22 protein-coding genes are annotated in these 23529 nt (G+C 37.3%); 11 read left to right on the top strand and 11 right to left on the bottom strand.

Annotated features, from left to right (window positions below; genetic code table 11):
* The first annotated feature begins 184 nt into the window (after window positions 1–184).
* From queA to gldD, 6 genes are all read left to right on the top strand, one after another.
* The gene (queA, locus tag CGC47_RS07750; protein WP_013996247.1) at window positions 185–1234 is read left to right on the top strand and encodes a tRNA preQ1(34) S-adenosylmethionine ribosyltransferase-isomerase QueA; all 1050 of its coding nucleotides are present in this window, start codon (window positions 185–187) and stop codon (window positions 1232–1234) included.
* A 285-nt stretch (window positions 1235–1519) separates the two neighbouring features.
* Complete coding sequence (gene tatA / locus CGC47_RS07745) at window positions 1520–1714, top strand: twin-arginine translocase TatA/TatE family subunit (RefSeq protein WP_013996246.1); 195 nt, start codon at window positions 1520–1522, stop codon at window positions 1712–1714.
* A gap of 12 nt (window positions 1715–1726) precedes the next feature.
* Window positions 1727–2773, top strand: coding sequence for an A/G-specific adenine glycosylase (gene mutY / locus CGC47_RS07740; protein WP_095900203.1), 1047 nt, complete (start codon window positions 1727–1729; stop codon window positions 2771–2773).
* A 41-nt stretch (window positions 2774–2814) separates the two neighbouring features.
* A complete protein-coding gene (locus CGC47_RS07735; RefSeq protein ID WP_042001068.1) occupies window positions 2815–3228 on the top strand; it encodes a single-stranded DNA-binding protein in 414 nt (137 codons plus the stop codon).
* 25 nt (window positions 3229–3253) lie between these two features.
* Window positions 3254–4585 carry a gliding motility-associated protein GldE gene (gene gldE / locus CGC47_RS07730; RefSeq protein WP_042001122.1) on the top strand — a complete coding sequence of 444 codons (1332 nt, stop codon included), beginning with the start codon at window positions 3254–3256 and terminating at the stop codon, window positions 4583–4585.
* Window positions 4572–5135, top strand: coding sequence for a gliding motility lipoprotein GldD (gene gldD, locus CGC47_RS07725; protein WP_042001071.1), 564 nt, complete (start codon window positions 4572–4574; stop codon window positions 5133–5135). Before gldE ends, gldD begins: the two co-directional genes overlap by 14 nt.
* Window positions 5136–5139: 4 nt before the next feature.
* Here the strand turns inward: gldD and CGC47_RS07720 are convergent, their stop codons facing one another.
* The gene (locus CGC47_RS07720) at window positions 5140–5445 is read right to left on the bottom strand and encodes a hypothetical protein (protein ID WP_013996241.1); all 306 of its coding nucleotides are present in this window, start codon (window positions 5443–5445) and stop codon (window positions 5140–5142) included.
* An 85-nt stretch (window positions 5446–5530) separates the two neighbouring features.
* A complete protein-coding gene (locus CGC47_RS07715; protein ID WP_095900202.1) occupies window positions 5531–5959 on the bottom strand; it encodes a hypothetical protein in 429 nt (142 codons plus the stop codon).
* A 152-nt stretch (window positions 5960–6111) separates the two neighbouring features.
* Between CGC47_RS07715 and CGC47_RS07710 the strand changes: the two genes are divergently transcribed.
* Window positions 6112–6846 (top strand): tRNA threonylcarbamoyladenosine dehydratase, encoded by a 735-nt coding sequence (locus tag CGC47_RS07710; RefSeq protein WP_370444584.1) that lies wholly within the window; start codon window positions 6112–6114, stop codon window positions 6844–6846.
* 19 nt (window positions 6847–6865) lie between these two features.
* Here the strand turns inward: CGC47_RS07710 and radA are convergent, their stop codons facing one another.
* The 4 genes from radA to CGC47_RS07690 are packed head-to-tail and all read right to left on the bottom strand — an operon-like array spanning window position 6866 to window position 10301.
* Window positions 6866–8224 carry a DNA repair protein RadA gene (gene radA, locus CGC47_RS07705; protein ID WP_095900201.1) on the bottom strand — a complete coding sequence of 453 codons (1359 nt, stop codon included), beginning with the start codon at window positions 8222–8224 and terminating at the stop codon, window positions 6866–6868.
* Between the two features lie 11 nt (window positions 8225–8235).
* Complete coding sequence (locus tag CGC47_RS07700) at window positions 8236–9363, bottom strand: alpha/beta hydrolase (protein WP_042001073.1); 1128 nt, start codon at window positions 9361–9363, stop codon at window positions 8236–8238.
* A gap of 27 nt (window positions 9364–9390) precedes the next feature.
* Complete coding sequence (locus CGC47_RS07695; protein WP_042001076.1) at window positions 9391–9879, bottom strand: dihydrofolate reductase; 489 nt, start codon at window positions 9877–9879, stop codon at window positions 9391–9393.
* Window positions 9876–10301, bottom strand: a complete 426-nt coding sequence (locus CGC47_RS07690) for a 2TM domain-containing protein (RefSeq protein WP_042001079.1) — start codon at window positions 10299–10301, stop codon at window positions 9876–9878. The genes CGC47_RS07695 and CGC47_RS07690 overlap by 4 nt, the downstream gene beginning before the upstream one ends.
* Window positions 10302–10438: 137 nt before the next feature.
* Between CGC47_RS07690 and CGC47_RS07685 the strand changes: the two genes are divergently transcribed.
* The 3 genes from CGC47_RS07685 (at window position 10439) to CGC47_RS07675 (ending at window position 13619) form a co-directional block, all read left to right on the top strand.
* Entirely contained in the window at window positions 10439–10843 is a 405-nt protein-coding gene (locus tag CGC47_RS07685; RefSeq protein ID WP_100342911.1) for an HYC_CC_PP family protein, read from the top strand.
* Between the two features lie 120 nt (window positions 10844–10963).
* Window positions 10964–13210 carry a TonB-dependent receptor gene (locus tag CGC47_RS07680; protein ID WP_042001086.1) on the top strand — a complete coding sequence of 749 codons (2247 nt, stop codon included), beginning with the start codon at window positions 10964–10966 and terminating at the stop codon, window positions 13208–13210.
* A gap of 25 nt (window positions 13211–13235) precedes the next feature.
* Window positions 13236–13619, top strand: coding sequence for a heavy-metal-associated domain-containing protein (locus tag CGC47_RS07675; RefSeq protein ID WP_042001090.1), 384 nt, complete (start codon window positions 13236–13238; stop codon window positions 13617–13619).
* Between the two features lie 101 nt (window positions 13620–13720).
* Here CGC47_RS07675 and CGC47_RS07670 read toward each other — a convergent pair whose 3' ends face one another.
* Both CGC47_RS07670 and atpD read right to left on the bottom strand, forming a co-directional pair.
* The gene (locus tag CGC47_RS07670) at window positions 13721–14002 is read right to left on the bottom strand and encodes a FoF1 ATP synthase subunit delta/epsilon (protein WP_013996229.1); all 282 of its coding nucleotides are present in this window, start codon (window positions 14000–14002) and stop codon (window positions 13721–13723) included.
* Window positions 14003–14024: 22 nt separating this feature from the next.
* The gene (atpD, locus tag CGC47_RS07665; RefSeq protein ID WP_041987006.1) at window positions 14025–15536 is read right to left on the bottom strand and encodes a F0F1 ATP synthase subunit beta; all 1512 of its coding nucleotides are present in this window, start codon (window positions 15534–15536) and stop codon (window positions 14025–14027) included.
* Window positions 15537–15804: 268 nt separating this feature from the next.
* On the opposite strand from atpD, the gene mfd reads away from it, so the two are divergent.
* Window positions 15805–19134 (top strand): transcription-repair coupling factor, encoded by a 3330-nt coding sequence (gene mfd, locus CGC47_RS07660; RefSeq protein WP_042001095.1) that lies wholly within the window; start codon window positions 15805–15807, stop codon window positions 19132–19134.
* A gap of 276 nt (window positions 19135–19410) precedes the next feature.
* On the opposite strand, the gene CGC47_RS07655 is transcribed toward mfd, so the two are convergent.
* Genes CGC47_RS07655 through CGC47_RS07645 form a run of 3 tightly spaced genes read right to left on the bottom strand, consistent with a single transcriptional unit; the run spans window position 19411 to window position 23367 of the window.
* Window positions 19411–21720: a penicillin-binding protein 1A gene (locus CGC47_RS07655; protein WP_013996225.1), complete on the bottom strand. Its 2310-nt coding sequence runs from the start codon at window positions 21718–21720 to the stop codon at window positions 19411–19413.
* A 7-nt stretch (window positions 21721–21727) separates the two neighbouring features.
* On the bottom strand, window positions 21728–22204 hold the full coding sequence (locus tag CGC47_RS07650; protein ID WP_013996224.1) for a gliding motility lipoprotein GldH: 477 nt from the start codon (window positions 22202–22204) through the stop codon (window positions 21728–21730).
* Window positions 22201–23367: a PSP1 domain-containing protein gene (locus CGC47_RS07645; RefSeq protein WP_082025326.1), complete on the bottom strand. Its 1167-nt coding sequence runs from the start codon at window positions 23365–23367 to the stop codon at window positions 22201–22203. Before CGC47_RS07645 ends, CGC47_RS07650 begins: the two co-directional genes overlap by 4 nt.
* Between the last annotated feature and the right edge of the window lie 162 nt (window positions 23368–23529).

Here is a 23529-nt window from a genome sequence, read left to right as displayed (position 1 = left end):
CCGCCCGAAAATCAAGGTGATTTTCGGGCGGAATTTTTATTCTATTTTCAGACAAAAGGAAATAATTCTAAAATTACTTGACAAACGCCCCTTTGAAAGCGTATATTTGCACCCCTTTAATAATGGCTGATTTTTATTACATTCGGTGGTATTAAAGTTTATTTTTAACACACATTTTTCAAGTATGAAACTATCCAATTTTAATTTCGATTTGCCTAAGGAGTTATTGGCAGAATATCCCAGCGAAAACCGAGACGAAGCCCGTTTGATGGTAATACATCGTAAAACAGGAGAAATAGAACACAAACTTTTCAAAGATTTGATTGATTATTTTGATGATGGTGATGTTTTCGTGTTAAATAACACCAAGGTTTTCCCTGCAAGATTGTACGGAAATAAAGAAAAAACCAAAGCTAAAATTGAGGTTTTTCTACTTCGAGAGCTCAATGCCGAACAACGCCTATGGGATGTTTTGGTCGATCCAGCAAGGAAAATCAGAATCGGAAATAAATTGTACTTCGGTAAAGACGAAAGTTTAGTTGCCGAGGTTATCGACAATACCACTTCTCGAGGCAGAACCTTACGCTTTTTATATGATGGTTCGTATGAAGAATTTCGCAATAAACTTACTGAGCTAGGGCAAACCCCTCTACCTAAATACATCTCACGTGCCGTAGAGCCCGAAGACGAAGAGCGTTATCAAACCATTTATGCCAAGCACGAAGGAGCGGTAGCTGCTCCAACGGCAGGGCTTCATTTTTCAAAACACTTAATGAAACGCCTTGAAATAAAAGGAATTGACTTCGCCGAAGTTACCCTACACGTAGGTTTGGGTACTTTTAACCCAGTAGAGGTTGAAGATTTATCAAAACACAAAATGGATAGTGAGGAAGTTTTAATTCCAGAAAGTGCTACAAAAATTATTAACAAAGCAAAAGTAGGCAGAAAACGGGTGTGTGCTGTAGGAACAACGGTAATGCGAGCTTTGGAAAGTTCCGTTTCTTCTGAAAAAACGGTAAATCCTTTTGTGGGGTGGACAAATAAATTTATTTTTCCTCCTTATGATTTCAGCGTTGCTGATGCTATGGTAACTAATTTTCACACACCAAAATCCACACTTTTAATGATGGTTTCAGCCTTTGCAGGGCACGACTTGATAATGAAAGCCTACAAAGAAGCCGTAAAAGAGAAATACAAATTCTACTCCTACGGTGATGCAATGCTTATTTTATAAAAATCATCATATTCATAAAAAATCTACTGATTATCAGTGGATTTTTTATGAATTCTATGTAGTAATACTGAACCATTTTTGAATTTTTACACCTACCTACCACTTTCTCACTTTCGCTCACACCTTTCGAAAGAGGAATCGGTATAACAAATCATTTTGGGTTAACTATATGCAAGAAAGATAGCTTCAAAATCTTTGAGGGTGACTTTATAACTTCTTTGTAATTGAAATAGATGTTTTAAATTTGTTTTTTGTATCTTTGTCGCAAATAAACTTGGAATAATTATGTTTTCTACAATATTTTTAGGCGTTGTAAGTCCTTGGCAAATAGCACTTATCGTGATTTTGATTCTTCTTTTATTTGGAGGAAAAAAAATTCCGGAATTGATGCGCGGTTTAGGCAGTGGCATTAAAGAATTTAAAGATGCTACTAAAGAGGAAGATAAAACAAACCCTTCTGAAAAGAAGGATAATCAATAAAATAGGTCTTCATTGATAGATAGTTCCGAAAAAGATTTCTTTTCTCGGCGTATTTTGCGGTGGTATGAGCGTGAAAAGCGTAATTTGCCTTGGCGAGAAACCCGAGACCCTTACAAAATTTGGCTTTCAGAAATTATCTTACAACAAACTCGTGTTGTACAAGGATTGCCTTATTATGAGAATTTTTTGCTTCATTTTCCTACAGTTTTTGACTTAGCTTACGCTTCAGAGGATCAGGTTTTCAAACTATGGCAAGGGCTTGGGTATTATTCTCGAGCGAAAAATTTGCATCAAACCGCCCAAAAAATAGCCTTTGAAAATCAAGGTGTCTTCCCAAAAACGCACGCTGAATTATTGAAGCTAAAAGGTATTGGCGACTATACGGCAAGTGCCATTGCCTCGGTGTGTTACGGTCAGCCTAGTGCGGCGGTAGATGGTAACGTTTACCGCGTACTTTCACGTGTTTTCGGTATTGATACTCCTATTGATACTTCCGAAGGAGTAAGTATATTTAAAAAATTGGCATCGCAGCTCATTGATGTTAAAAATCCAGGGGCTTACAATCAGGCAATTATGGATTTTGGAGCGATGCAGTGCAAACCCAAATCTCCCGATTGTGAAAATTGCATATTTTCTGATAAATGTTGGGCAAAAGCTAACGGACAAGTTTCGCAACTTCCTGTAAAGAAAGGGAAAGCCAAGGTGCGTAAGCGTTTTTTTAATTATTTTATCCTTCAAGACCCTCAAAAAAGAACTTTGTTACAAAAGCGAACCGAAAAGGATATTTGGCAGGGTTTGTATGAATTCCCGATGATAGAGTCCGAAAATGCTATCAGTTTGATGTACGATTATTTGAAAAAATATCCGTACTCGTACTCTGAAATGACTTTATGGAATGAAAAACCTATTGTGCATAAATTATCGCACCAGCATATTCACGCCTTTTTCTGGATAGTCAACGTTTCGCAATCGCTTGAAGAAGGGATTTATCTGTCGGATTTACAGCACTTCCCGGTATCTATTTTAACGGCAAATTTCATAAAAGAATTTGGTTTTTAATATTTTTTATATACCTTTGGAAAAACATAAATATTTTGATTATGAACGGAACATTAAACAAAGTGATGCTGATTGGGCGTTTGGGAGATGATATAAAAATCTCTTATTTTGATAACGGAAACTGCATCGGGCGTTTTCCGTTGGCTACAGATGATTCGTATGTAAACAAAAGTACGGGCGAAAAGGTAACCACCACCGAGTGGCATAATATTGTGGTTCGTAACAAAGTAGCTGAAATCTTTGAAAAATACGTATCTAAAGGCGATAAAATATATGTTGAAGGAAGATTAAAAACCCGCCAGTGGCAAGGTGAAAATAATGTAACTAATTATACTACAGAGGTTCACGTGACTGAATTTACTTTTTTATCAAGTAAAAAAGAGGTAAATACCAAGCCTACCACAGGCAATCAAAACACGGCAAAACCTCAAGAAAATTCAGACTTACCTTTTTAATGATGTTTAACTAAAAAGATTGATTTTGGATTCAGATCCCCCCAGTTTATTTCTAACGTTATCAACCATTGACACTACGCTGATTGTTCAATTCGTAGCTTTTTTGGCACTTTTGCTTTGTTCGGCACTAATATCGGGTGCTGAGGTGGCGTTGTTTTCTTTTTCTTCCACAGAGGTTAATGCTGCTAGAGAAGACGGAACCCCCACCGGAAAGATTATTGCTAACTTGCTTGATTCTCCTAAAAAATTATTAGCTACTATACTTATAGCTAATAACTTAATAAATATTTCCATCGTTTTACTATTTGTTGATTTAGGGGATTTTCTCTTTGGAAAAGTAGATTATCAGCTCTTTGGCATCATTAGTCTAAAAACAATAATAGATGTTGGCCTTGTCACTTTTTTAATCCTCCTTTTTGGTGAAATTTTACCTAAAATTTATGCCAACAGAAATAATCGTTTTTTTGCCAATAAGGTTGCTTATCCGCTGTATGTATTGGATATTTTGTTTTCGCCATTGAGTTTGCCTATGCGTAACTTCACCGTTTGGATACATAAAAAATTAGGACGAAAAACCTCTAATATTTCCGTAGGGCAACTTTCTCAGGCATTGGAACTTGCCTCTGATGATGATACCACCCGCGAGGAGAAAAAAATCCTGGAAAGCATTGTTTCTTTTGGTAATACGGTAACCACTGAGGTGATGACCCCACGTATTGATATTTTCGCCTTAAATGAAAATTTACCTTTTTCAGAGGTCTTGGAAAGTATCATCACAATGGGGTATTCTCGAATACCTGTATATTGTGATAATATTGACAATATCACAGGAGTTATTTATGTAAAAGATTTGCTCTCGCATATCGAAAATACTGATTTTGATTGGGTAAAAGTAAAAAGAAAAGCTTTTTTTGTTCCTGAAAATAAAAAGTTGGACGATTTGCTTAGTGAATTTCAAGAAAAGAAAATTCATTTGGCGGTGGTGGTTGATGAGTATGGTGGCACTTCAGGAATTGTTACTTTGGAGGATATTATAGAAGAAATAGTAGGCGACATTAGTGATGAATTTGATGATGAAGATGTAATATATTCGCAAATTGACAAGGATACCTTTGTTTTTGAAGGGAAGACAGCTTTAAAAGACTTTTATCGCATTTTACAGCTTGAAGAAGATGAAAACCTCTTTGAAGACCATCGGGGAGATGCTGAAACCTTAGCCGGTTTTTTACTTGAAATTTCAGGAAATTTTCCCCGAAAGGGCATTCCTATTTCGTTTCATAATTATCGATTTACGGTAGAGGCTTTTGATAAAAAACGTATAAAACAAATCAAAATTATTCGTAATGTACATTCGTAGTTTTTGGATTGCTATTTTGGTTTTGGGGCTTATTTCTTGCGGGGGCGACGTTTTTCCCAAACCCAAAGGGGTACTTCGTTTGGAGTATCCTAGAGCTAATTATCAAGTGTTTAATCTGCAACAAAAATGTCCTTTTGAATTTCAAGTCAATACAAATTCAAAAGTAAACCAAAAGGCGGGCTCTTGCGATTTGAATATCCATTATCCTAAAATGAAAGCCACCATTTACATTTCATATAAAAAAGTACAGGGTAATATTCGTAGTTTATTGCGTGACGCTCAAAAACTTACCTTTGAGCATACCGTAAAGGCAGATAACATTGCTTCAACGCCGTTTGTAAACCAAACCAACCGCGTTTACGGTATGTTTTATCAGGTATATGGTAATGCTGCCTCTCAGGCACAATTTTATGCCACTGATAGTATTTCTCATTTCATTTCAGGTTCTGTATATTTTAAGGCTTTGCCCAATTACGACTCTATTCAACCTGCCACGCACTACTTAGAAAAAGACGTACGTAAGATTATGGAAACCCTACAATGGAAATAATTTCTTAAAAAGAGAATGAAAATTCTAATAGCCTGAAAATATCACTAGCCAATAAAATCAGTACAATAACTCCTGAAACTACTTTTAAAGGTAAACTTTTAATAGCCAACGGAATCAACACATAGCTCAAACTAGCAATTATCGAAATTATGGTGTAAGCCAACTTAAGAAAACTATCTTCAAACCAGTTTGAAGGAGAGGTAACGAAATTATATCCTACCATAGCTACCAAACAGATAACTAGAAAAACAACAAGAAAAATATCGGCCAAAGATATCCCATTTGTTTGTTTTCCTTTGTGCAAATCCACTCCACAGTGTTTACAGTAATTAGCATCAGTGTCACAGGGACAAGAACAATTAAAGCAATTCATTATCAAAATTTTATTTTTTCAACTAAATCCAAACATTCCAAGGAATTACAAATAAAATAAGCAATAATGCCAATGCGTAGAAAAATGCAATTTTACCAAAAGCTCCTTGCGAAGTTTTTTGTTTTTTGTGTAAAGACCAGCCTATAGTAATTAGCGTAATAGCGATGAGAATCATTGAAGGATGTTCCACCAACATTTTACGCAAGTAACTGTCTTTCATAATAGTTTTAGCTCCTGCTTCTGACCACGAAGCGAATAGAGGTGAAATGAAGTATAAAATTAGCCCTAAAAGAAATTGAATGTGAGATACAATAAGAGCAAAAAGCCCTATGCGTAAATCTCCTAATTTGTATTCTTTTTTAGAGAAAAAACCAATAATTGCGTTGATAACAGCAACAACCAACACAATGAGTGTCAAATACGCCCAATAGGAGTGAATTAATTTAATCATAAGTAAATGTTTTTAAGTTGTGCAAATGTAACGATAATTCTTTAAATTTACATAGTATATTTCTTATGAAGTGCTTAAATTCCATTAGTAAGTGTAATTTCTTGGAATTGTTTTTCTAAACCAAAAAATATTATTTTTGCACCCTGAAAAAAATGGAGATGAAAAATTGGCTAGAACGTACGGAATTATTAGTAAAATCGGAAGGAATTGAAAAACTTAAATCAGCAAATATTTTAATAGTAGGATTGGGTGGCGTAGGCTCGTTTGCTGCCGAATTTATCGCTCGTAGTGGTGTAGGAAAAATGACCATTGTTGATGGTGATTCGTTCGATGTAACTAACATCAACCGCCAACTACCTGCTCTGCATTCCACACTCGGGAAGTCAAAAGCTAAAGTGTTGGCTAATCGTCTTTTGGACATCAATCCAGAATTGAAACTCACCGTTCTTCACGAATTTTTATCGCCCGAACGTGCCTTTAAATTGGTCTCTAGCGAGTTTGATTACGTTTTGGATTGTATTGACAGCATCACCCCGAAATTAAACTTGATAAAAGCCGCCAAAACCAAAAAAATAAAACTCATTAGTAGTATGGGCGCAGGTGGTGTGTTAGACCCTTCAAAAGTTATGGTTACTGACATTAGAAAAACCAGAGATTGCCCCCTTGCCAAAAACATCCGAAAACGACTTAAAAAGGAAGGTATTCATTCTGGATTTAAAGCTGTTTTTTCTACCGAAGTTGCTCCAAAAGATACTATGCAGCACACCGACGGAACGAATTTTAAAAAGTCGTTCTACGGCACCATTAGCTATATGCCCGCTACCTTTGGGCTACACGCGGCAGCTACCGTAATTCAATATTTGCTCAATCACGAAGAAACCGAATAAAATCACTTTTTGAAAAATATTACCCAAAAAGGATTTGAATAGCTTCCTCTATTTTAGCCACTTTGACCACTTTTATTGCAGGATTTTTTATTGCCAATTTGCTGTATTTGGAAATAAAAATGGTTTGGAAGCCTAATTTTTCAGCTTCGGTAATGCGCTGTTCCACACGCTGTACAGGACGAACTTCACCTCCTAGCCCAATTTCAGCAGCAAAACACACATTTTTCTCAATAGCAATATCTTCATTGGAAGAAAGTATCGCCATTGCCACTCCTAAATCGGTAGCTGGATCGTCCAAAGTGAAACCTCCAGTAATGTTCAAGAAAACGTCTTTGGCTCCAAGGCGAAAACCAGCTCTTTTTTCAAGTACCGCCAATAACATATTAAGCCTTTTGGCATTAAACCCCGTTGCACTTCGTTGTGGCGTTCCGTAAACAGCCGTACTTACCAAGGCTTGAATTTCAATCATTAAAGGACGCATTCCTTCCAAAGTTGCAGCAATGGCTGTTCCACTAATGGTTTCTTCCGTTTTCGAGATAAGTACTTCTGAAGGATTGTTTACTTCGCGCAAACCGTCGCCCAACATCTCGAAAATACCCAATTCGGAAGTAGAACCAAAACGATTTTTTAAAGCGCGTAAAATACGATACACGTGGTTGCGATCGCCCTCAAACTGAAGTACGGTATCAACCATATGCTCCAATATTTTCGGACCAGCAATGTGACCGTCCTTGGTAATATGCCCAATCAAAATGACAGGTACGTGGGTGGTTTTAGCAAATTTTATTAGCTCGGAGGTACATTCGCGAATTTGGGATACGCTTCCTGCCGAAGCCTCTATATAGTCCGATTGTAGGGTTTGTATGGAGTCAATAATCAGGATTTGAGGTTTGAGCTCTTTAATTTGCTGAAATATATGTTGGGTTTTGATTTCGGTCAGTACATAGCAGTTTCCCGTATTTTTTTTGATACGATCTGCTCGCATTTTTATCTGTTTTTCGCTTTCTTCCCCAGAAACATAGAGCGTTTTGTAAGGCAAATTAAGCGCTATTTGAAGCAAAAGTGTACTTTTACCTATACCTGGTTCGCCTCCAAGCAAGGTAACCGAACCAGGTACCAAGCCTCCTCCAAGCACATTATCCAGTTCGTTATTATTGGTTTTTAAGCGAGTTTCTTGTGCTGAATCAATTTCAGAAAGGGAAATGTATTTTACTTTTTTAGGTTTAGCTTCTGGCTCTTGCCACGCTTTTTTTTCTTCAGTTTGAACCACTTCCTCTACAATGGTGTTCCACTGCTTACATCCGTAACATTGACCTTGCCATTTGCTGTATTGTGTACCACAGTGCTGACAGAAATACGCTGTTTTTACCTTTGCCATTACTTTGAAGGTTAGTTTTTAAGTGCTGACATTCGCTTTTCAATAAATTCGGAAGTGATGAAATCAATCATCGTTTGCGTATAGGCTTTTTGGTATGCTTTAAGTGCCTTTTTAGGCTCATTCATTTGTTCGTAATATTCACCCAAGATGAAATTGGGTAGCGCCGTTTCTTTATAGCCATTATCTGCCACGAATTCCGATAGTTTCAGTAGCGAATAAGCATCTTTTTTATGTAAAGAGGCTTCATAAATCATTAAAATGTCATCTAATATTGGCTTTTTGCGTTGCCCCATTTTTTGGTATATCTGTTCGTATTTGTAGTTCAAATAATCGAAAATATTTTCTTCTAAAGTGAGTATTTTTTCCTCAAATTGTTTATCTGATATGGGTTTATACACATCAAAAAGGAAATCAAAAGCCCTTGGAATCCCCGAAAGTGCCACAGAATTTTTAGAAACACCACCAAAATCCTCAAAATAATAACTTACTGATTCTGGCAGAGTCGTATTTCTCAATTTTTGGTCTAAATCTTTGGTTGCCTGATAGATTTCCTTCCTTTCCAAACTGGAGGTGGCAACATAATAAAAAATCGGCTTTTTGAACAGCGGTAACTGCGCAGCCAACGATTCGTTTATATTAGCTAATGATTTGGGATTGAGCAAAAAATAGGCATCAAAAATCGATTTTTCTTTCAACAAATAATAATTAGCAAAAAATGCGGCTCTACCTTCAGCTACAATACCTTTAAAAGGACTAAGTTTATACTTGCCTGATAAATGTGTAATGAGCTCCGTGGCTAAAAAGTCATAAAACTGAGCCGACTGATTTTGAGGAAAACCAATTTGTTCATCAATAGTAACATCTTCTGGAGTGTTAAAAACTCCAACAATAATACTTTCGGGCATATCTTCAAAATACTCGTAAAACCGAGCATTCGCCATAACAGGTTCCATCATATACCCAGCATCAAGAACCACAAAAAGCGGATAGGCTTGTTTGGGGTCGTATTTTTCAGGGGTGTAGATAACAATTTTGCGTGATTCTTGCAATCTTTTTGAATTTACCGATTCCGATATAAGCTGACTATAAGCGTTTTGTATCAAAAGTAGAAACGCAAGGAAAATACCTATTTTTTTCATAGTTTTTAAATTTTTAAGTTCTTGTTTTTACTTACGAAGATAAGTTTCGAAAGTAAAATCATAAGCGTGTTTATCATCTTTCAAACAAGTTACGGACTCTACCAATTGCCATTCCTTGTCTGATATTTCTGGGAAAAAAGCATCAGCCTCTTCAAAATGGGCGTGAACTCGGGTAAGTTCAATCTTTTGAGCGTATTTCATCGTTTGGCGATAAATTTCCCCTCCTCCGATAATAAACGGATTTTCATCTATTTGTAAAGCCATTTCAATAGCCCATTCAACCGAAGGCACTACAATACAATCCGCTTTTTGATACTCTTTTTGCCGAGTTATGATAATATGTTTTCTACCAGGGAGTAACTTGGGAAAAGTTTCAAAGGTTTTGCGCCCCATCACGATGCAATGCCCCATCGTAAGGTTCTTAAAATGAGTAAAATCCTTGGGCAAATGCCATAGTAAATCTCCGTTTTTGCCCAGCGCATTGTTTTGTGAAGCCGCTGCAATGAGTGTTATCATAGGTTTTCTTTTTCTTCCTGAATTTGTGCCTCCAAAGCAATAGCTCTTTGAGCTTCTTCCTTTTGTTTTTCAAATTCTTTCTCCACCTGAGCTTGCATTTTTAGTAGCTTTTTTTGTTGTAAGGCAACTAATTTTTCACGTTCTTTTCGTTGCCACTCACGCCCCAAAAAACGGTCGGTAATAAATACATTTACCACGTGAATTAAAAAGAAAAAGGTCCAAGCCAAAATTGCCCATACGAACCAATCGGTTTGCCCGTATCCTAATAGTTTGTTAATCACAAACATAAAAATACCTCCTAAAACGTAAATAATAAGATGAAAAAACAAGCGTTTTTTCTGCTTAATTCGGTGTTGAGCGGTTTCAAACATTTCGTGCTGTGCCATATCAATCTTTGGCGAATTTGTAGTATTTCCGAACATAGTTGAATATTTTTTCCAAAAGTACAATATTTATCATAATCTTGACGTAGGCAATTCCAAAATTTGAGTTAAATATACGGAGTAAACTTCCTCGTTTTTTATCATTTTCATAACATATTTTTCTGTAACTTTGCCCCGTGATAACGAAATTAGGACACATATTATTTTCCCTTCTGCTCATATTTTCCAATTCGGGCTTAGCATTTTCTTTGCATTATTGTAAAGAAAAATTGGCCTCCGTTTCGGTAACTATTGAGCCTATGGCTATGGATAAAGAGCCCGATAGTTGCTGTTTATCCAATAAAGAAAATACTCCTTGTTGTGATGACAAATCGGTAGAAGCCCCTCAAACCGATGATGAATTTCTATCAAAAATTCTAAAAATCAATGAGTCAACGTTTATTCTGCCCTGTGAAGTAGCTCATATTTTTGTCAAAACAGCTTCCGCAGAACGTAAACTCTCAAATAGCTATACACAAAACACACAATCCAACTCACCACCACTGTATCAGTTATACTGTAGGCTAGTTTTCTACGCTTAGTTTTTACGTTTTTTAACTCCCTAAGACTTCTCTAAATCAATGAGTTGTCCTTATCTTATATCCCAAAGAATTTGGGGATAAAATTCTCTATTTACACGTAAAAAACTAATCATAAAAACAATGAAATTCAATTTATTTTTTATGCTTTGCCTACCACCTATTTTTTTGTGGGGGCAAAATATATCTGGAAATGTATCTGACGAAAAAAACAATCCGTTGATGGGAGTAAATATTTTTTGGGAAGGTACTTCAAAGGGGGTAACCACTGATACTGACGGAAATTTTACGATTGCATCGGTTTCTGATTCAAATACTTTAATATTTAGTTACATCGGTTTCAAAACACAAAAAGTAATTGTAAAACCGAGCGAAAAATTACAAATCCGCCTTTTGCCTGAAACCGATTTGGACGAAGTAGTGGTAAGCCATAAAAAACAAACCACCGTACGCTCTAAATACCAAGTAGCTAATTTACAAGTGATGAGCCATCAGGAATTACTCAAAGCCGCTTGTTGTAATCTTTCGGAAAGTTTTTCAACCAATCCGTCTATTGATGTTCATTTTTCAGATGCGGTTACGGGAAACAAACAAATTAAAATGTTGGGACTTACAAGTCCTTACATCTTAATGGCGGAAGAAAATGTGCCTGCCATTCGCGGGGCATCACAAGCCTACGGGTTGTCATTCATTCCAGGCACGTGGATTGAAAGCATACAAATTACCAAAGGAGCAGGAAGCGTAACTAACGGATATGAAAGCATTTCAGGGCAAATCAATTATGAAATTTTAAAACCTGCCACCAATACACCTATTTTTTTCAACGCTTATGCCGCAAATGACGGACGATTTGAGCTGAACAATCACCTAAATCATCATTTTTCCGATAAATGGAGTGCTACTTTATTCATTCACGGAAACTTACGAAAACAAAAAAGCGACCACAATTCCGACGGATTTTTAGATCATCCTATTGGGAATCAAATCAATCTACTGAATCGCTGGCAATTTTTAGATGCTGAAAAAGGTTGGGTAAGCTTTTTGAACCTTCATTATATGAAAGACGAAAAACAAGGTGGAATGACAAGTTTCAGCCCAAAAATGCACAGAAATACCACAAAAGCTTGGGGTAGCGAAATAAATACCGAAAAGATAAGTGCTTTGAGTAAAATAGGTTATGTTTTTCCTGAAATTTCACACCGAAGTTTTGGTTTTCAAAATGCTTTTCAATCCTATAATCAAAATTCATATTTCGGTCTAAACCAATATAACGTAAAGCATAATAGTTTCTTTTCTAACTTAATGTATAACTCCATTATTGAAAACGTAAAGCACAAATTTTCAACAGGTTTAAATTTTATTTATGACCATTTTGATGAATCCGTTGCGGTTAATTTTTCTAAAGATTTTACACGTACTGATTACTCTTTCGGTGCTTTCTTTGAATATACTTATGATAATTTAGATAATTTTAGTTTGGTTGGAGGATTACGTGCCGACAATCATAATCAAATGGGAACTTTTTTAACGCCACGCTTACATCTGAGATATAACCCTTGGGAAGGTAGCACTTTAAGAGCTTCGGCAGGAAGAGGCAAACGAATGGCTAACTTTTTTACTGAAAATCAACAATTTTTTGCTTCAAACCGCAATGTTTTATTCACCGAAAATTCAGAAAATCTTTATAAAAAACCTTCTGAAACGGCTTGGAATTATGGGGTAAGTTTGGTACAATCGTTTTACATTTTTTCAAAGAAAGCTGAACTTGCTATTGATTTTTATCGAACTGAGTTTCAAGAGCAAATTGTGGTGGATATGGATAATAGTCCGCAACAACTCTGGTTCTATAAACTCAACGGAAAAAGTTTTTCCAACTCTTTACAAGCCGAACTTTCAACAACTCCTTTAAAGGGTGTGGATTTACGTATGGCATATAAATGGAATGAAACTAAAACATCATATCTATCAGGAACTTACCAGAAAGCTTTAACTCCAGAACATCGCTTTTTTACCAATTTAGCTTACCAAAGCCCAACAAAAAAACACGGATATTGGAAATTTGATCTAACCTATAATTGGTTATCCAAGCAACGTTTTCCTTCAACGCTTTCGAATCCTAAAGCATACCAAATGGGAAATTATGCTCCTGATTTTTCCACTTTTAATGCTCAAATCACAAAAGTTTTCTCCAATCATTTTGAGATTTATTTCGGAGGAGAAAATTTAGGAGGCTACAAACAACATCATAGCATTTTAGCAGCTGATGCACCTTTCGGAAACTATTTCGATAGCACTTTAATTTACGCTCCTACTTTTGGTAGAATGTTCTATACTGGATTACGATATAGCATCGGGCATCCTAAAAAATAATCATAACTTTTTAAATACAAACAAGATGAATACAATTTTATTTTCTTCAGTTTCAAAACTATTTTATGTTTCTATTTTTTGCTTTTTTATAAGTACCTCTGTCCGAGGTCAAGAAAAGTTCAATAGTAACCAAAAAGTAACATTTACCGTAGCAGGTAATTGCGATATGTGTAAAAAGCGCATTGAAAAAGCGGCTTTTTCAGTCAAAGGCGTAAAAAACGCGGTTTGGAATGTACAAACACAAAAACTTGCCCTAACTTTTAACGAAAAAAAATGTAGTGAAATAGAAGTGCATAAAGCAATCGCGAAAATAGGACACGATACCGAAAAGATACGTACCGATGATGCTACTTACGAAAGTTTGCATCACTGTTGTACCTATGAGCGTTTACCCGTACCTAAAAATTAGTTTTTTACATAAAGTAATGGCTTGATTGTTAAAAGGAAAGGCTGTACAAATTTGTACAGCCTTTCCTTTTAACAATGAAAAAATTTTATAAACTTGGCACTTTAGTCTGCTAAAATAACAGCTTTATTGTCATTGAACTCCAAAGTTCCGCCTTTGATAGCCAATAGATATTCGTCTTTTTTATCTCCTTTGATAAATTTAGAGGCTACGTTTTCTTTAGGAGTTATATCTCCGTATAGTTTTACATTCCCTACAGTAAGTACAGAAATTATAGGAGCGTGATTCTCTAACATTTGAAATTCCCCATTAATTCCAGGCACCGACAAAGCACGTACCTCTCCTTTGTATAGAATCATCTCAGGGGTAACAATTTCCACTTTCATAAGTTATTCTTTTTTTGAATAATTATTGAGCTTCTGCTAACATTTTCTCACCAGCAGCGATAGCATCTTCAATACTTCCTTTTAGGTTGAAAGCTGCCTCTGGCAAATGGTCTAACTCCCCATCAATAATCATATTAAAGCCTTTGATAGTGTCTTTAATATCTACCAAAACTCCTGGAATACCTGTAAATTGCTCTGCCACGTGGAACGGTTGCGACAAGAAACGTTGTACACGTCGAGCTCTGGCAACAGCCAATTTATCTTCTTCTGAAAGCTCTTCCATACCCAAAATCGCGATGATATCTTGCAATTCTTTGTAATGTTGTAGCAATTTTTTTACACGTTGAGCACATTCGTAATGCTCTTTTCCTAAAATTTCTGGCGTTAAAATTCGTGAAGTAGAATCCAACGGGTCAACGGCAGGATAAATACCTAACTCAGCAATTTTACGAGAAAGTACGGTAGTGGCATCAAGGTGAGCAAACGTAGTTGCAGGAGCAGGGTCAGTTAAGTCATCAGCAGGAACATAAACCGCTTGTACCGAAGTAATTGAACCTGTTTTTGTTGATGTAATACGCTCTTGCATAGCCCCCATTTCAGTAGCCAACGTAGGTTGATAACCCACCGCTGATGGCATACGACCTAACAAGGCTGACACCTCAGAACCCGCTTGAGTAAATCGGAAGATATTATCCACGAAGAAAAGCACGTCTTTTCCTTGCCCATCACCTGCTCCGTCACGGAAATATTCAGCAATGGTAAGCCCTGAAAGTGCCACACGAGCACGAGCTCCTGGTGGTTCGTTCATCTGACCGAAAACAAACGTAGCTTTTGATTCTTTCATCGCTTGTTTATCCACTTTGCTTAAGTCCCAACCGCCTTTTTCCATAGAATGCATAAACTCCTCACCATATTTGATGATGCCAGACTCTAACATCTCTCTCAAAAGGTCGTTCCCTTCACGTGTACGTTCTCCTACACCAGCAAATACGGAAAGGCCTCCGTGTCCTTTCGCAATATTATTGATAAGTTCCTGAATCAAAACGGTTTTACCTACACCAGCACCACCAAACAAACCGATTTTTCCTCCTTTGGCATAAGGCTCAATAAGGTCGATAACTTTAATTCCAGTGAAAAGTACTTCGGTTGAAGTAGAAAGTTCTTCAAATTTTGGAGCCTCGCGGTGGATAGGTAGTCCGTTAGCTCCATCTTTTGGAAGATTTCCTAACCCATCAATCCCGTCACCGATTACGTTGAATAGGCGTCCGTAAATATCTTTACCAACAGGCATTTGAATAGGATTTCCTGTTGCAATAACTTCAGTGTCACGGCTCAAACCTTCGGTTGAGTCCATCGAAATGGCTCTAACGACATCTTCACCAATGTGCGATTGCACCTCCAATACCAGTTTTGAACCATCTGCTTTAATAATTTCCAATGAATCGTAAATTCGAGGAAGTTTTGCGTCCGCAGCAAATACAACATCCACCACAGGACCAATCACTTGCGATACTTTACCTTTTTGTTGAGACATTACTTATGTACGTTTTTATTTATTTTGATTCTTCTTAAAACCTTCAATATGTTACTTTCTGATTTTAAGACCTAATTTCTACCGTTCGCAAAGATATATTTTTCTTTCGGAAAATTAAAAACGATTTTAAATATTTCTTTCAAAAAACATCTTTTTTAACTAAAATGAATTAAATCGCATCTGCACTTAAGATATAGGCATTCACCCCTAAGGCTTGGTATATTTTATTACATTTGCAAAAATATTTTTCATTGTGAGAGAAGACTTAATGCTCAAACTAGGGCAAAGTATCGTTTATAGCAACCTCGAAAAGGAATTAAATCATAATAAGTCCGTTGATTTAAACGGACTATCAGGAGCTTCATTATCATTTGTCATTGCCAATCTTTTCCGAAACACGAAGCGAAATTTGTTTGTGATGCTTTCGGACAAAGAAGAAGCAGCGTATTTTCTGAATGATTTGGAAAGCCTGTTGGGCGATGAGCACGTAATATTTTTCCCCGATAGCTACCGCCGTCCGTATCAGATTGAAGACACAGATAACGCCAATGTTTTGCTTCGTGCCGAAGTGTTAAACCGATTGGGCTCACATCAAACACCTTTGATTGTGGTGAGTTATCCTGAGGCTCTTTTTGAAAAGGTAATTACTCGCAAACAACTCGAGAAGAACACTTTAAAAATTAAAAAAGGAGACTCTTTATCTTTGGATTTCCTCAATGAAATACTTTTCACCTACAATTTCAACCGAACAGATTTTGTCACCGAACCCGGGGAATTTTCAGTTCGTGGTGGTATTGTCGATGTTTTTTCTTTCTCGAACAACGAACCTTATCGCATTGAGTTTTTCGGCAATGAAATTGAAAGTATCCGTACTTTTGATGTTGAAACACAGCTTTCTACACAACAATTATCAAAAATAACGATTATCCCAAACATCGAAAATAAGGAAAATGAAGAAGTAAGGCAGTCCATTTTGGAATACATTTCGGAAAAAACGCTTTTTATCGCCAAAGATATTGATAGTTTTCCTCAAAAAATCGATAAATTATTCAATAAATCCGTTGAAATTTACGAAAAACTATCGAACGAAGTCAAACATATCGCTCCCGAAGTGCTTTTCTGTCAAAGTAATGAACTTCTGGAATGTATCGGCTCTTTTCAATCGATTTTCACAGGGGCGAACTCATTATTTTCTTCAGAAAAAATCGTTTTTAGAACTAATCCGCAACCTGCATTCAATAAGCAATTTGAACTATTAATCAGCTATTTAAACGAAAAACACGAAGAAGGTTTTACCAATTACATTATTTGTTCCACCGAGCAACAAGCAAAGCGTTTTGATGATATTTTCAAGGAAATGGAACAAAAAGTACATTATCAAACCGCCATTTTATCGCTACACAGCGGATTTGTAGATTCGGACAATAAAATCAACGTCTTTACCGACCATCAAATTTTTGAACGCTATCATAAGTTCCACCTAAAAAACGGATATGCTAAAAAACAAGCCATTACGCTTAAAGAACTCACTCAACTTACTGTTGGTGATTATGTTACGCATATCGACCACGGCATCGGAAAGTTTGCTGGATTACAAAAAATTGAAGTAGAAGGCAAAATGCAAGAAGCCATCAAACTTATCTATGGCGACCGCGATGTACTTTTTGTCAGCATTCATTCCTTACATAAAATTACGAAATACAACGGCAAAGACGGCAAACCTCCGAAGATTTACAAACTAGGTTCGGGAGCGTGGAAGGCCCTGAAACAGAAGACAAAAGCTCGGGTTAAAGAAATCGCCTTCAACCTTATTCAATTGTATGCCAAACGGAAAGAATCTAGCGGTTTTGCCTTTGCTCACGACAGTTATCTGCAAAACGAATTGGAAGCCTCATTTCTTTACGAAGATACGCCCGACCAAAGCAAAGCTACTGCCGAAGTCAAGGCCGATATGGAAAGTCCCAAACCAATGGATAGGCTCGTTTGTGGCGATGTTGGCTTTGGAAAAACGGAAGTTGCCATTCGGGCAGCCTTTAAAGCGGTTGATAACGGAAAACAAGTAGCCGTTTTGGTACCTACGACCATTTTGGCATTTCAACATTATCAGACATTTAGCAGCAGAATGAAAGATTTTCCGGTCAGGATTGATTACTTAAATCGATTCCGAACGGCAAAAGAGAAAAAAAACATTCTGGAAGAACTCGCCAAAGGTTCACTAGACATTATCATCGGGACACATCAAATTGTAAATGAAAGTGTTAAATACAAAGATTTAGGACTTCTAATCGTTGATGAGGAGCAAAAATTCGGTGTGGGTGTGAAAGACAAACTCAAAACGCTGAAAGAAAACCTTGACGTACTGACACTTACAGCAACTCCAATTCCAAGGACACTGCAATTCAGTTTGATGGCAGCAAGGGATTTATCAGTAATCAATACGCCTCCACCAAATCGATATCCTATTGATAGTCAAGTTATCCATTTCAATGAAGAAATTATCCGTGATGCCGTTGCTTACGAAATTCAGCGAGGCGGACAAGTATTTTTCATTAACAATCGCGTGGAAAATATCCGTGAAGTGGCAGGAATGCTACAACGGCTTGTTCCCGATGCCAAAATAGCCGTAGGTCACGGGCAAATGGACGGCAAAAAACTCGAAGAAACGATGCTTGCCTTTATGGACGGAGCTTATGACGTTTTGGTAGCAACGACCATCATCGAAAGTGGTTTAGATGTGCCTAATGCCAACACCATTTTTATCAATAACGCTCATAATTTTGGCTTGTCCGACCTACATCAAATGCGTGGACGCGTGGGAAGAAGCAACAAAAAAGCCTTCTGTTATTTCATCACACCTCCATTTGTGGCAATGAGTGATGATGCTCGTAAACGGATACAAGCCATTGCTCAGTTTTCGGACTTAGGAAGCGGATTCAATATTGCGATGAAGGATTTGGAAATACGAGGAGCAGGTGATTTGCTCGGTGGAGAACAAAGTGGTTTCATTAACGAAATCGGATTTGAAACCTATCAGAAGATTTTGCAAGAAGCCATCGTGGAGCTGAAAGAAAACGAGTTTTCGGAATTGTATCAAACGAAGGAAGAAGACAAATCATATCTGAATGACACACAAATTGATAGTGATTTTGAGCTTTTATTTCCGGATACTTACGTAAACCGAGTTGCGGAACGATTAAACCTTTACAATGAGCTAAGTAACATCACTTCGGAGGTCGATTTACTAACCTACGAAAAGAATCTGATTGACCGCTTTGGTCAGTTACCTCCTCAGGCTGTCGATTTACTCAATAGCGTACGTCTGAAATGGTTTGCGACCAAAATGGGAATCGAAAAATTAGTAATGAAAAACGGAAAAATGACAGGATATTTCATTTCCGACCAAGAAAGTCCGTTTTATCAAAGTTCTCGTTTTCAAAAAGTATTGCAATTTGTGCAACGCCACCCCGACCGATGCAGAATGCAAGAAAAAGAAACCCGCAACGGACTACGGTTGTTGCTTCACTTCAACAACATCAATACTATTGCTCAAGCCTTAAAAGTGATGCAATTGGTTTTCAACGAACAACACTCCTTTTAAAGATAAATAAATTTAAAACCATATAGAAACATAGAAAAATGCTATGTTTTTATATGGTTTTGAACTATTATAATCCTTCCAAAAATAGTATTTTATACGTTTATCTCATAATGGTGCGCCCAATTCCTTTCGAAGTGGGAATCAGTACGACAAACTATTTTGGCTTAGCTATAACGATACATTCTTTTAAATTAGCCTTATACTAATTGTCATAAAAAAATGTGGTAAAAAGATTTAAAATTCTATTTACCACATTACTTCTAAAATATTATAACGCTAAAAATCTATTTGATTGAAATCTTCCTCATCGCTTGTATCTGTTGATTGGTTTTGTTTTCCACAGTCCACAACAATATCACTATTTTCAGGGACAGGGAAAGGGTCTTTTGACACGCCCAAATCCTTATCCTGATAGCATTGCTTCATAAAATACCCCCAAATGGGCAATGCCATAGTTGCCCCTTGCCCAAGAGCTATTCCTTTAAAGTGAGTTGCTCTGTCCTCGCCACCAACCCAAACTCCGGTAACCAAGTTAGGAACCATTCCCATAAACCAGCCGTCACTTTGATTTTGGGTTGTTCCGGTCTTTCCTGCAATCGGATTGGTAAAGGCATACGGATAGCCCGTCATTACATTTTTGTAGATATTGTTATACGAATCAGCTCCTTTAGTTCGCAATCTTGCCCCAGAGCCCGACTGCGTTACGCCTTCCATTAAATTGACCACCGCACGAGCTACCTCAGCACTAACCACATCTTTGGTTTCAGGAGTGTTTTCATACAAAACGGTACCATTTTTGTCTTCTATTCGGGTAACCAAAACAGGTTTTACATATACCCCCTCATTGGCAAAAGTACCATAAGCTCCTACCATTTCAAAAACAGTTACATCGGAAGTGCCCAAAGCAATGGAAGGAACTTCGGGTATTTCGGCACTAATACCCAATGATTTAACCAAGTTTATCACAGGTACAGGACCTACCCTATCCATTAAGTTTACCGTAATGGAGTTCACGGAATTTGCCAAAGCGTGTTTTAAGGTCATCATCTCTCCAGAAAACTTACCATTTGAATTTTTAGGACACCAAGCCGTAGGGTTACCAAATTTACCTGCCTCGACACAAGTTTGAATGTCAGGTAATTGTAAGCAAGGCGAATAATGCAACTGATCAATAGCCGTAGCATATACAAAGGGCTTAAAAGTAGAACCTGTTTGCCTTGCCCCTTGAATAACCTGATCATACTGAAAATGTTTGTAGTTAATCCCCCCTACCCAAGCCTTTACGTGACCCGTTTGAGGCTCCATTGCCATCATTCCAGTACGTAAGAAAGATTTATAATACAAAATAGAATCCTTTGGGGTCATTATAGTATCTTTTTCGCCTTCCCAAGAAAACACAGTCATCTCGGTTTTTTCATTGAAAGAAGCCCGAATTTCTTTTTCAGAAAAACCTAATGCATTCATTTTCTTCCAACGAGGTGAATTTTTTATTGCTCTTTCAATGATTTTATCATATTCTTCTTTGGATACTTCTAAAAAAGGAAAGGTTTTATTTTTCTTCGGATTGTTTTCATTGTCAAAAACCTTTTGAAGTCGTTTCATATGTTCTTGTACCGCCATCTCAGCATAGCTTTGCATTTTGGAGTCGATGGTTGTATATACTTTTAATCCGTCAAGATACAGATTGTGTTTGGTACCGTCGGGTTTTGGGTTATTATCAATCCACGTTCTCATATAGGAACGGAGATATTCCCGAAAATAGGTTGCCACACCTTCATTGTGTGTTTCTGGGGTAAACTTAATTTCCAAAGGTAATTTTTGAAGTGAATCCTTCATTCGGCTTGTGATAAAATTGTTTTTCATCATCTGCCCTAATACTACATTACGCCGATTGGTTACGCCTTGAGGGTTACGCCTTGGATTATACAATGACGAATTTTTAAACATTCCTACCAAGGTGGCTGCTTCTTCAATGTTGAGCTCTTTAGGCTCTTTATCAAAATAAATTCTTGAGGCAGAGCGTATTCCGTCAGCTTGATATCCAAAATCATAGATATTGAAGTACATCGTTGCGATTTCGTTTTTGGTATATTGAGTTTCGAGACGAACGGCAATAATCCATTCTTTTATTTTTTGCACATAACGCTTCCAGCCACGAGTATCCGTACCGTGAAATAGCTGTTTGGCAAGTTGTTGAGAGATGGTTGAAGCCCCTCCTTTACTTCCTAAATAGAATAAAGCCCGTAGAGTTCCTCGTGCATCAATACCTGCGTGGTCATAGAAACGCTCATCTTCGGTAGCTACCAAGGCATCTATTAGATGTTGTGGTAAATCACTGAAAGTTACCGGAGTACGATTATCATCTAAATAAAACTTACCGAGCGTTTTTCCGTCAGAAGCAATAATTTCAGTAGCCAAATTGGTTTCTGGGTTTTCCAATCGCTTGAAATCGGGCATTTCCCCTAAAACTCCCCAAGCCGCCAACAAAAACAATAGGCATACGAAAAGGATTCCACCCGCAAATAAACGCCAGAACCACACCACACCTAAGTTCCTTTTTTTTGTTTTATTCAAATTTTTTGCCATTGATATTTTATTGTTTTTCAATTATTATCCCTAATTCAGTAATGCCTTCAAGGACCACAATTCCGTCAGGATTACCTACTTTACGCATTGCTTGTTCTACCTCAAACCGATAATTTCCCTTGACAGGAAAAGCAACATTTTCCTTAAACCAAAGTTTACTTTCTTTCACCGCCGAAAATCCTTGCCCGAGCCACTTGCCCTCAGGAGTTGCCATTTCATACTCTAAAGTATCCACGACTACTTCATTATTAGGCATTTCCATTCTTGTTATCAGAAACAAATTACTGAACGGATATTTTTCATCATTTCTGACCACTATAAATACGTTATTTTTAGAAATCGTATCGGTAGGTTGATAATCAAAAGCGATGCGATTGTCTTTGTGCCAACCGTTTTGCAGCGAAACAAATTCACTGTACGACACGTTTGACTGACAAGCTGTTATAAACAGAATTGCCACCACTATCCCAGCTAAAAATCTCATTTTTTATTATTGGTATTTGGGGTTTTATCTTTCGGTTTTCGTCGTTTTTTGTTCTTACTACGCTTGTTTTTCTTATTGTCAAATCGGGTTAGGCTATCTTGCCCTACCACATTTTGGAATTCGGGTAAAAGAGTAGTTTCTTCGGCAGCAAGAGCAAAATCTTCCAAGGCTGCGATTTTCACTCCTTTTTTGTTTTGGGTGATGATTTCATTAACTTGGTCAACGGTAAGTTTGTGCCAGTTGATGGACTCATCATCATAGGTAAACCACATAAAACGCTTGAAAATATCTATCTTTTGGCAAGTGGCACGTCCTTTTTCGGTCAATAGTTTGGTTTCCATTTTTGGAAAATCTCGCAGAGCGTCCAAATAGGTATCCAACTCGTAATTCAAACAGCATTTAAGTTTTCCGCACTGCCCTGCCAATTTCTGTGGATTTAGCGAAAGTTGCTGATAACGAGCCGCAGCTGTGGTTACTGAGCGAAAATCGGTAAGCCACGTAGAGCAACAAAGCTCCCTTCCGCAAGAACCTATGCCCCCCAATCGGGAAGCCTCCTGCCGAAACCCAATCTGACGCATTTCAATACGGGTGGAGAAGGTTTTTGCCATATCTTTAATAAGCTGACGGAAATCAACCCTTTCTTCAGCAGTATAATAAAAGGTCGCCTTAGAACCGTCACCTTGGAATTCAACGTCTGATATTTTCATCTCCAAGCCCAAGGCAATGGCAAGTTCACGCGATTGTTTTTGTACTTTTTCTTCTTTGGCACGAACTTCCTGCCAAATATCTAAGTCTTTCTGATTGGCTTTCCGATAGACTTTGGGCAATTTTTCATCGTGCCAATTGACCTTGTTTTTCTTCATCTGTAAACGCACTAACTCTCCCGTTAGCGTCACGATGCCCACATCGTGCCCTGGATTGGCTTCTGTGGCAACTACATCGCCCATTTGTAAAGGCAAATTTTCAGAATTACGGAAATATTCTTTGCGACTGTTCTTAAAACGAACCTCAACGCAATCAAATTTGACCTCTACTCCTGGCATTTGAAGGTTGGAAAGCCAATCAAACACCGATAATTTGTTACAACCATCAGTGCCGCAAACTCCGTTATTTTTACATCCTTTAGGGCTATTTATATCTGTTGTGCAACTACTGCAACTCATTGTTTATTATTATGTTAAAAAATCATCACTTGAGGGCAATCCTTCACAATAAAAAAAGGAAACAACACCCGAAAATTAGGGGTAAAGTTACAGATTTTTCTTTTAAAGTGGTTATTTGATTTTTAGTTTGTGTAAAAAATGTGATGATTGTTCGTTTTTTAG

Origin of the sequence: Capnocytophaga canimorsus, from assembly GCF_002302565.1 — a bacterium.
Lineage (GTDB): Bacteria > Bacteroidota > Bacteroidia > Flavobacteriales > Flavobacteriaceae > Capnocytophaga > Capnocytophaga canimorsus.
The sequence above is the reverse complement of the archived record's forward strand: the minus strand, read 5'-3'. Positions and strand labels throughout refer to the sequence as shown.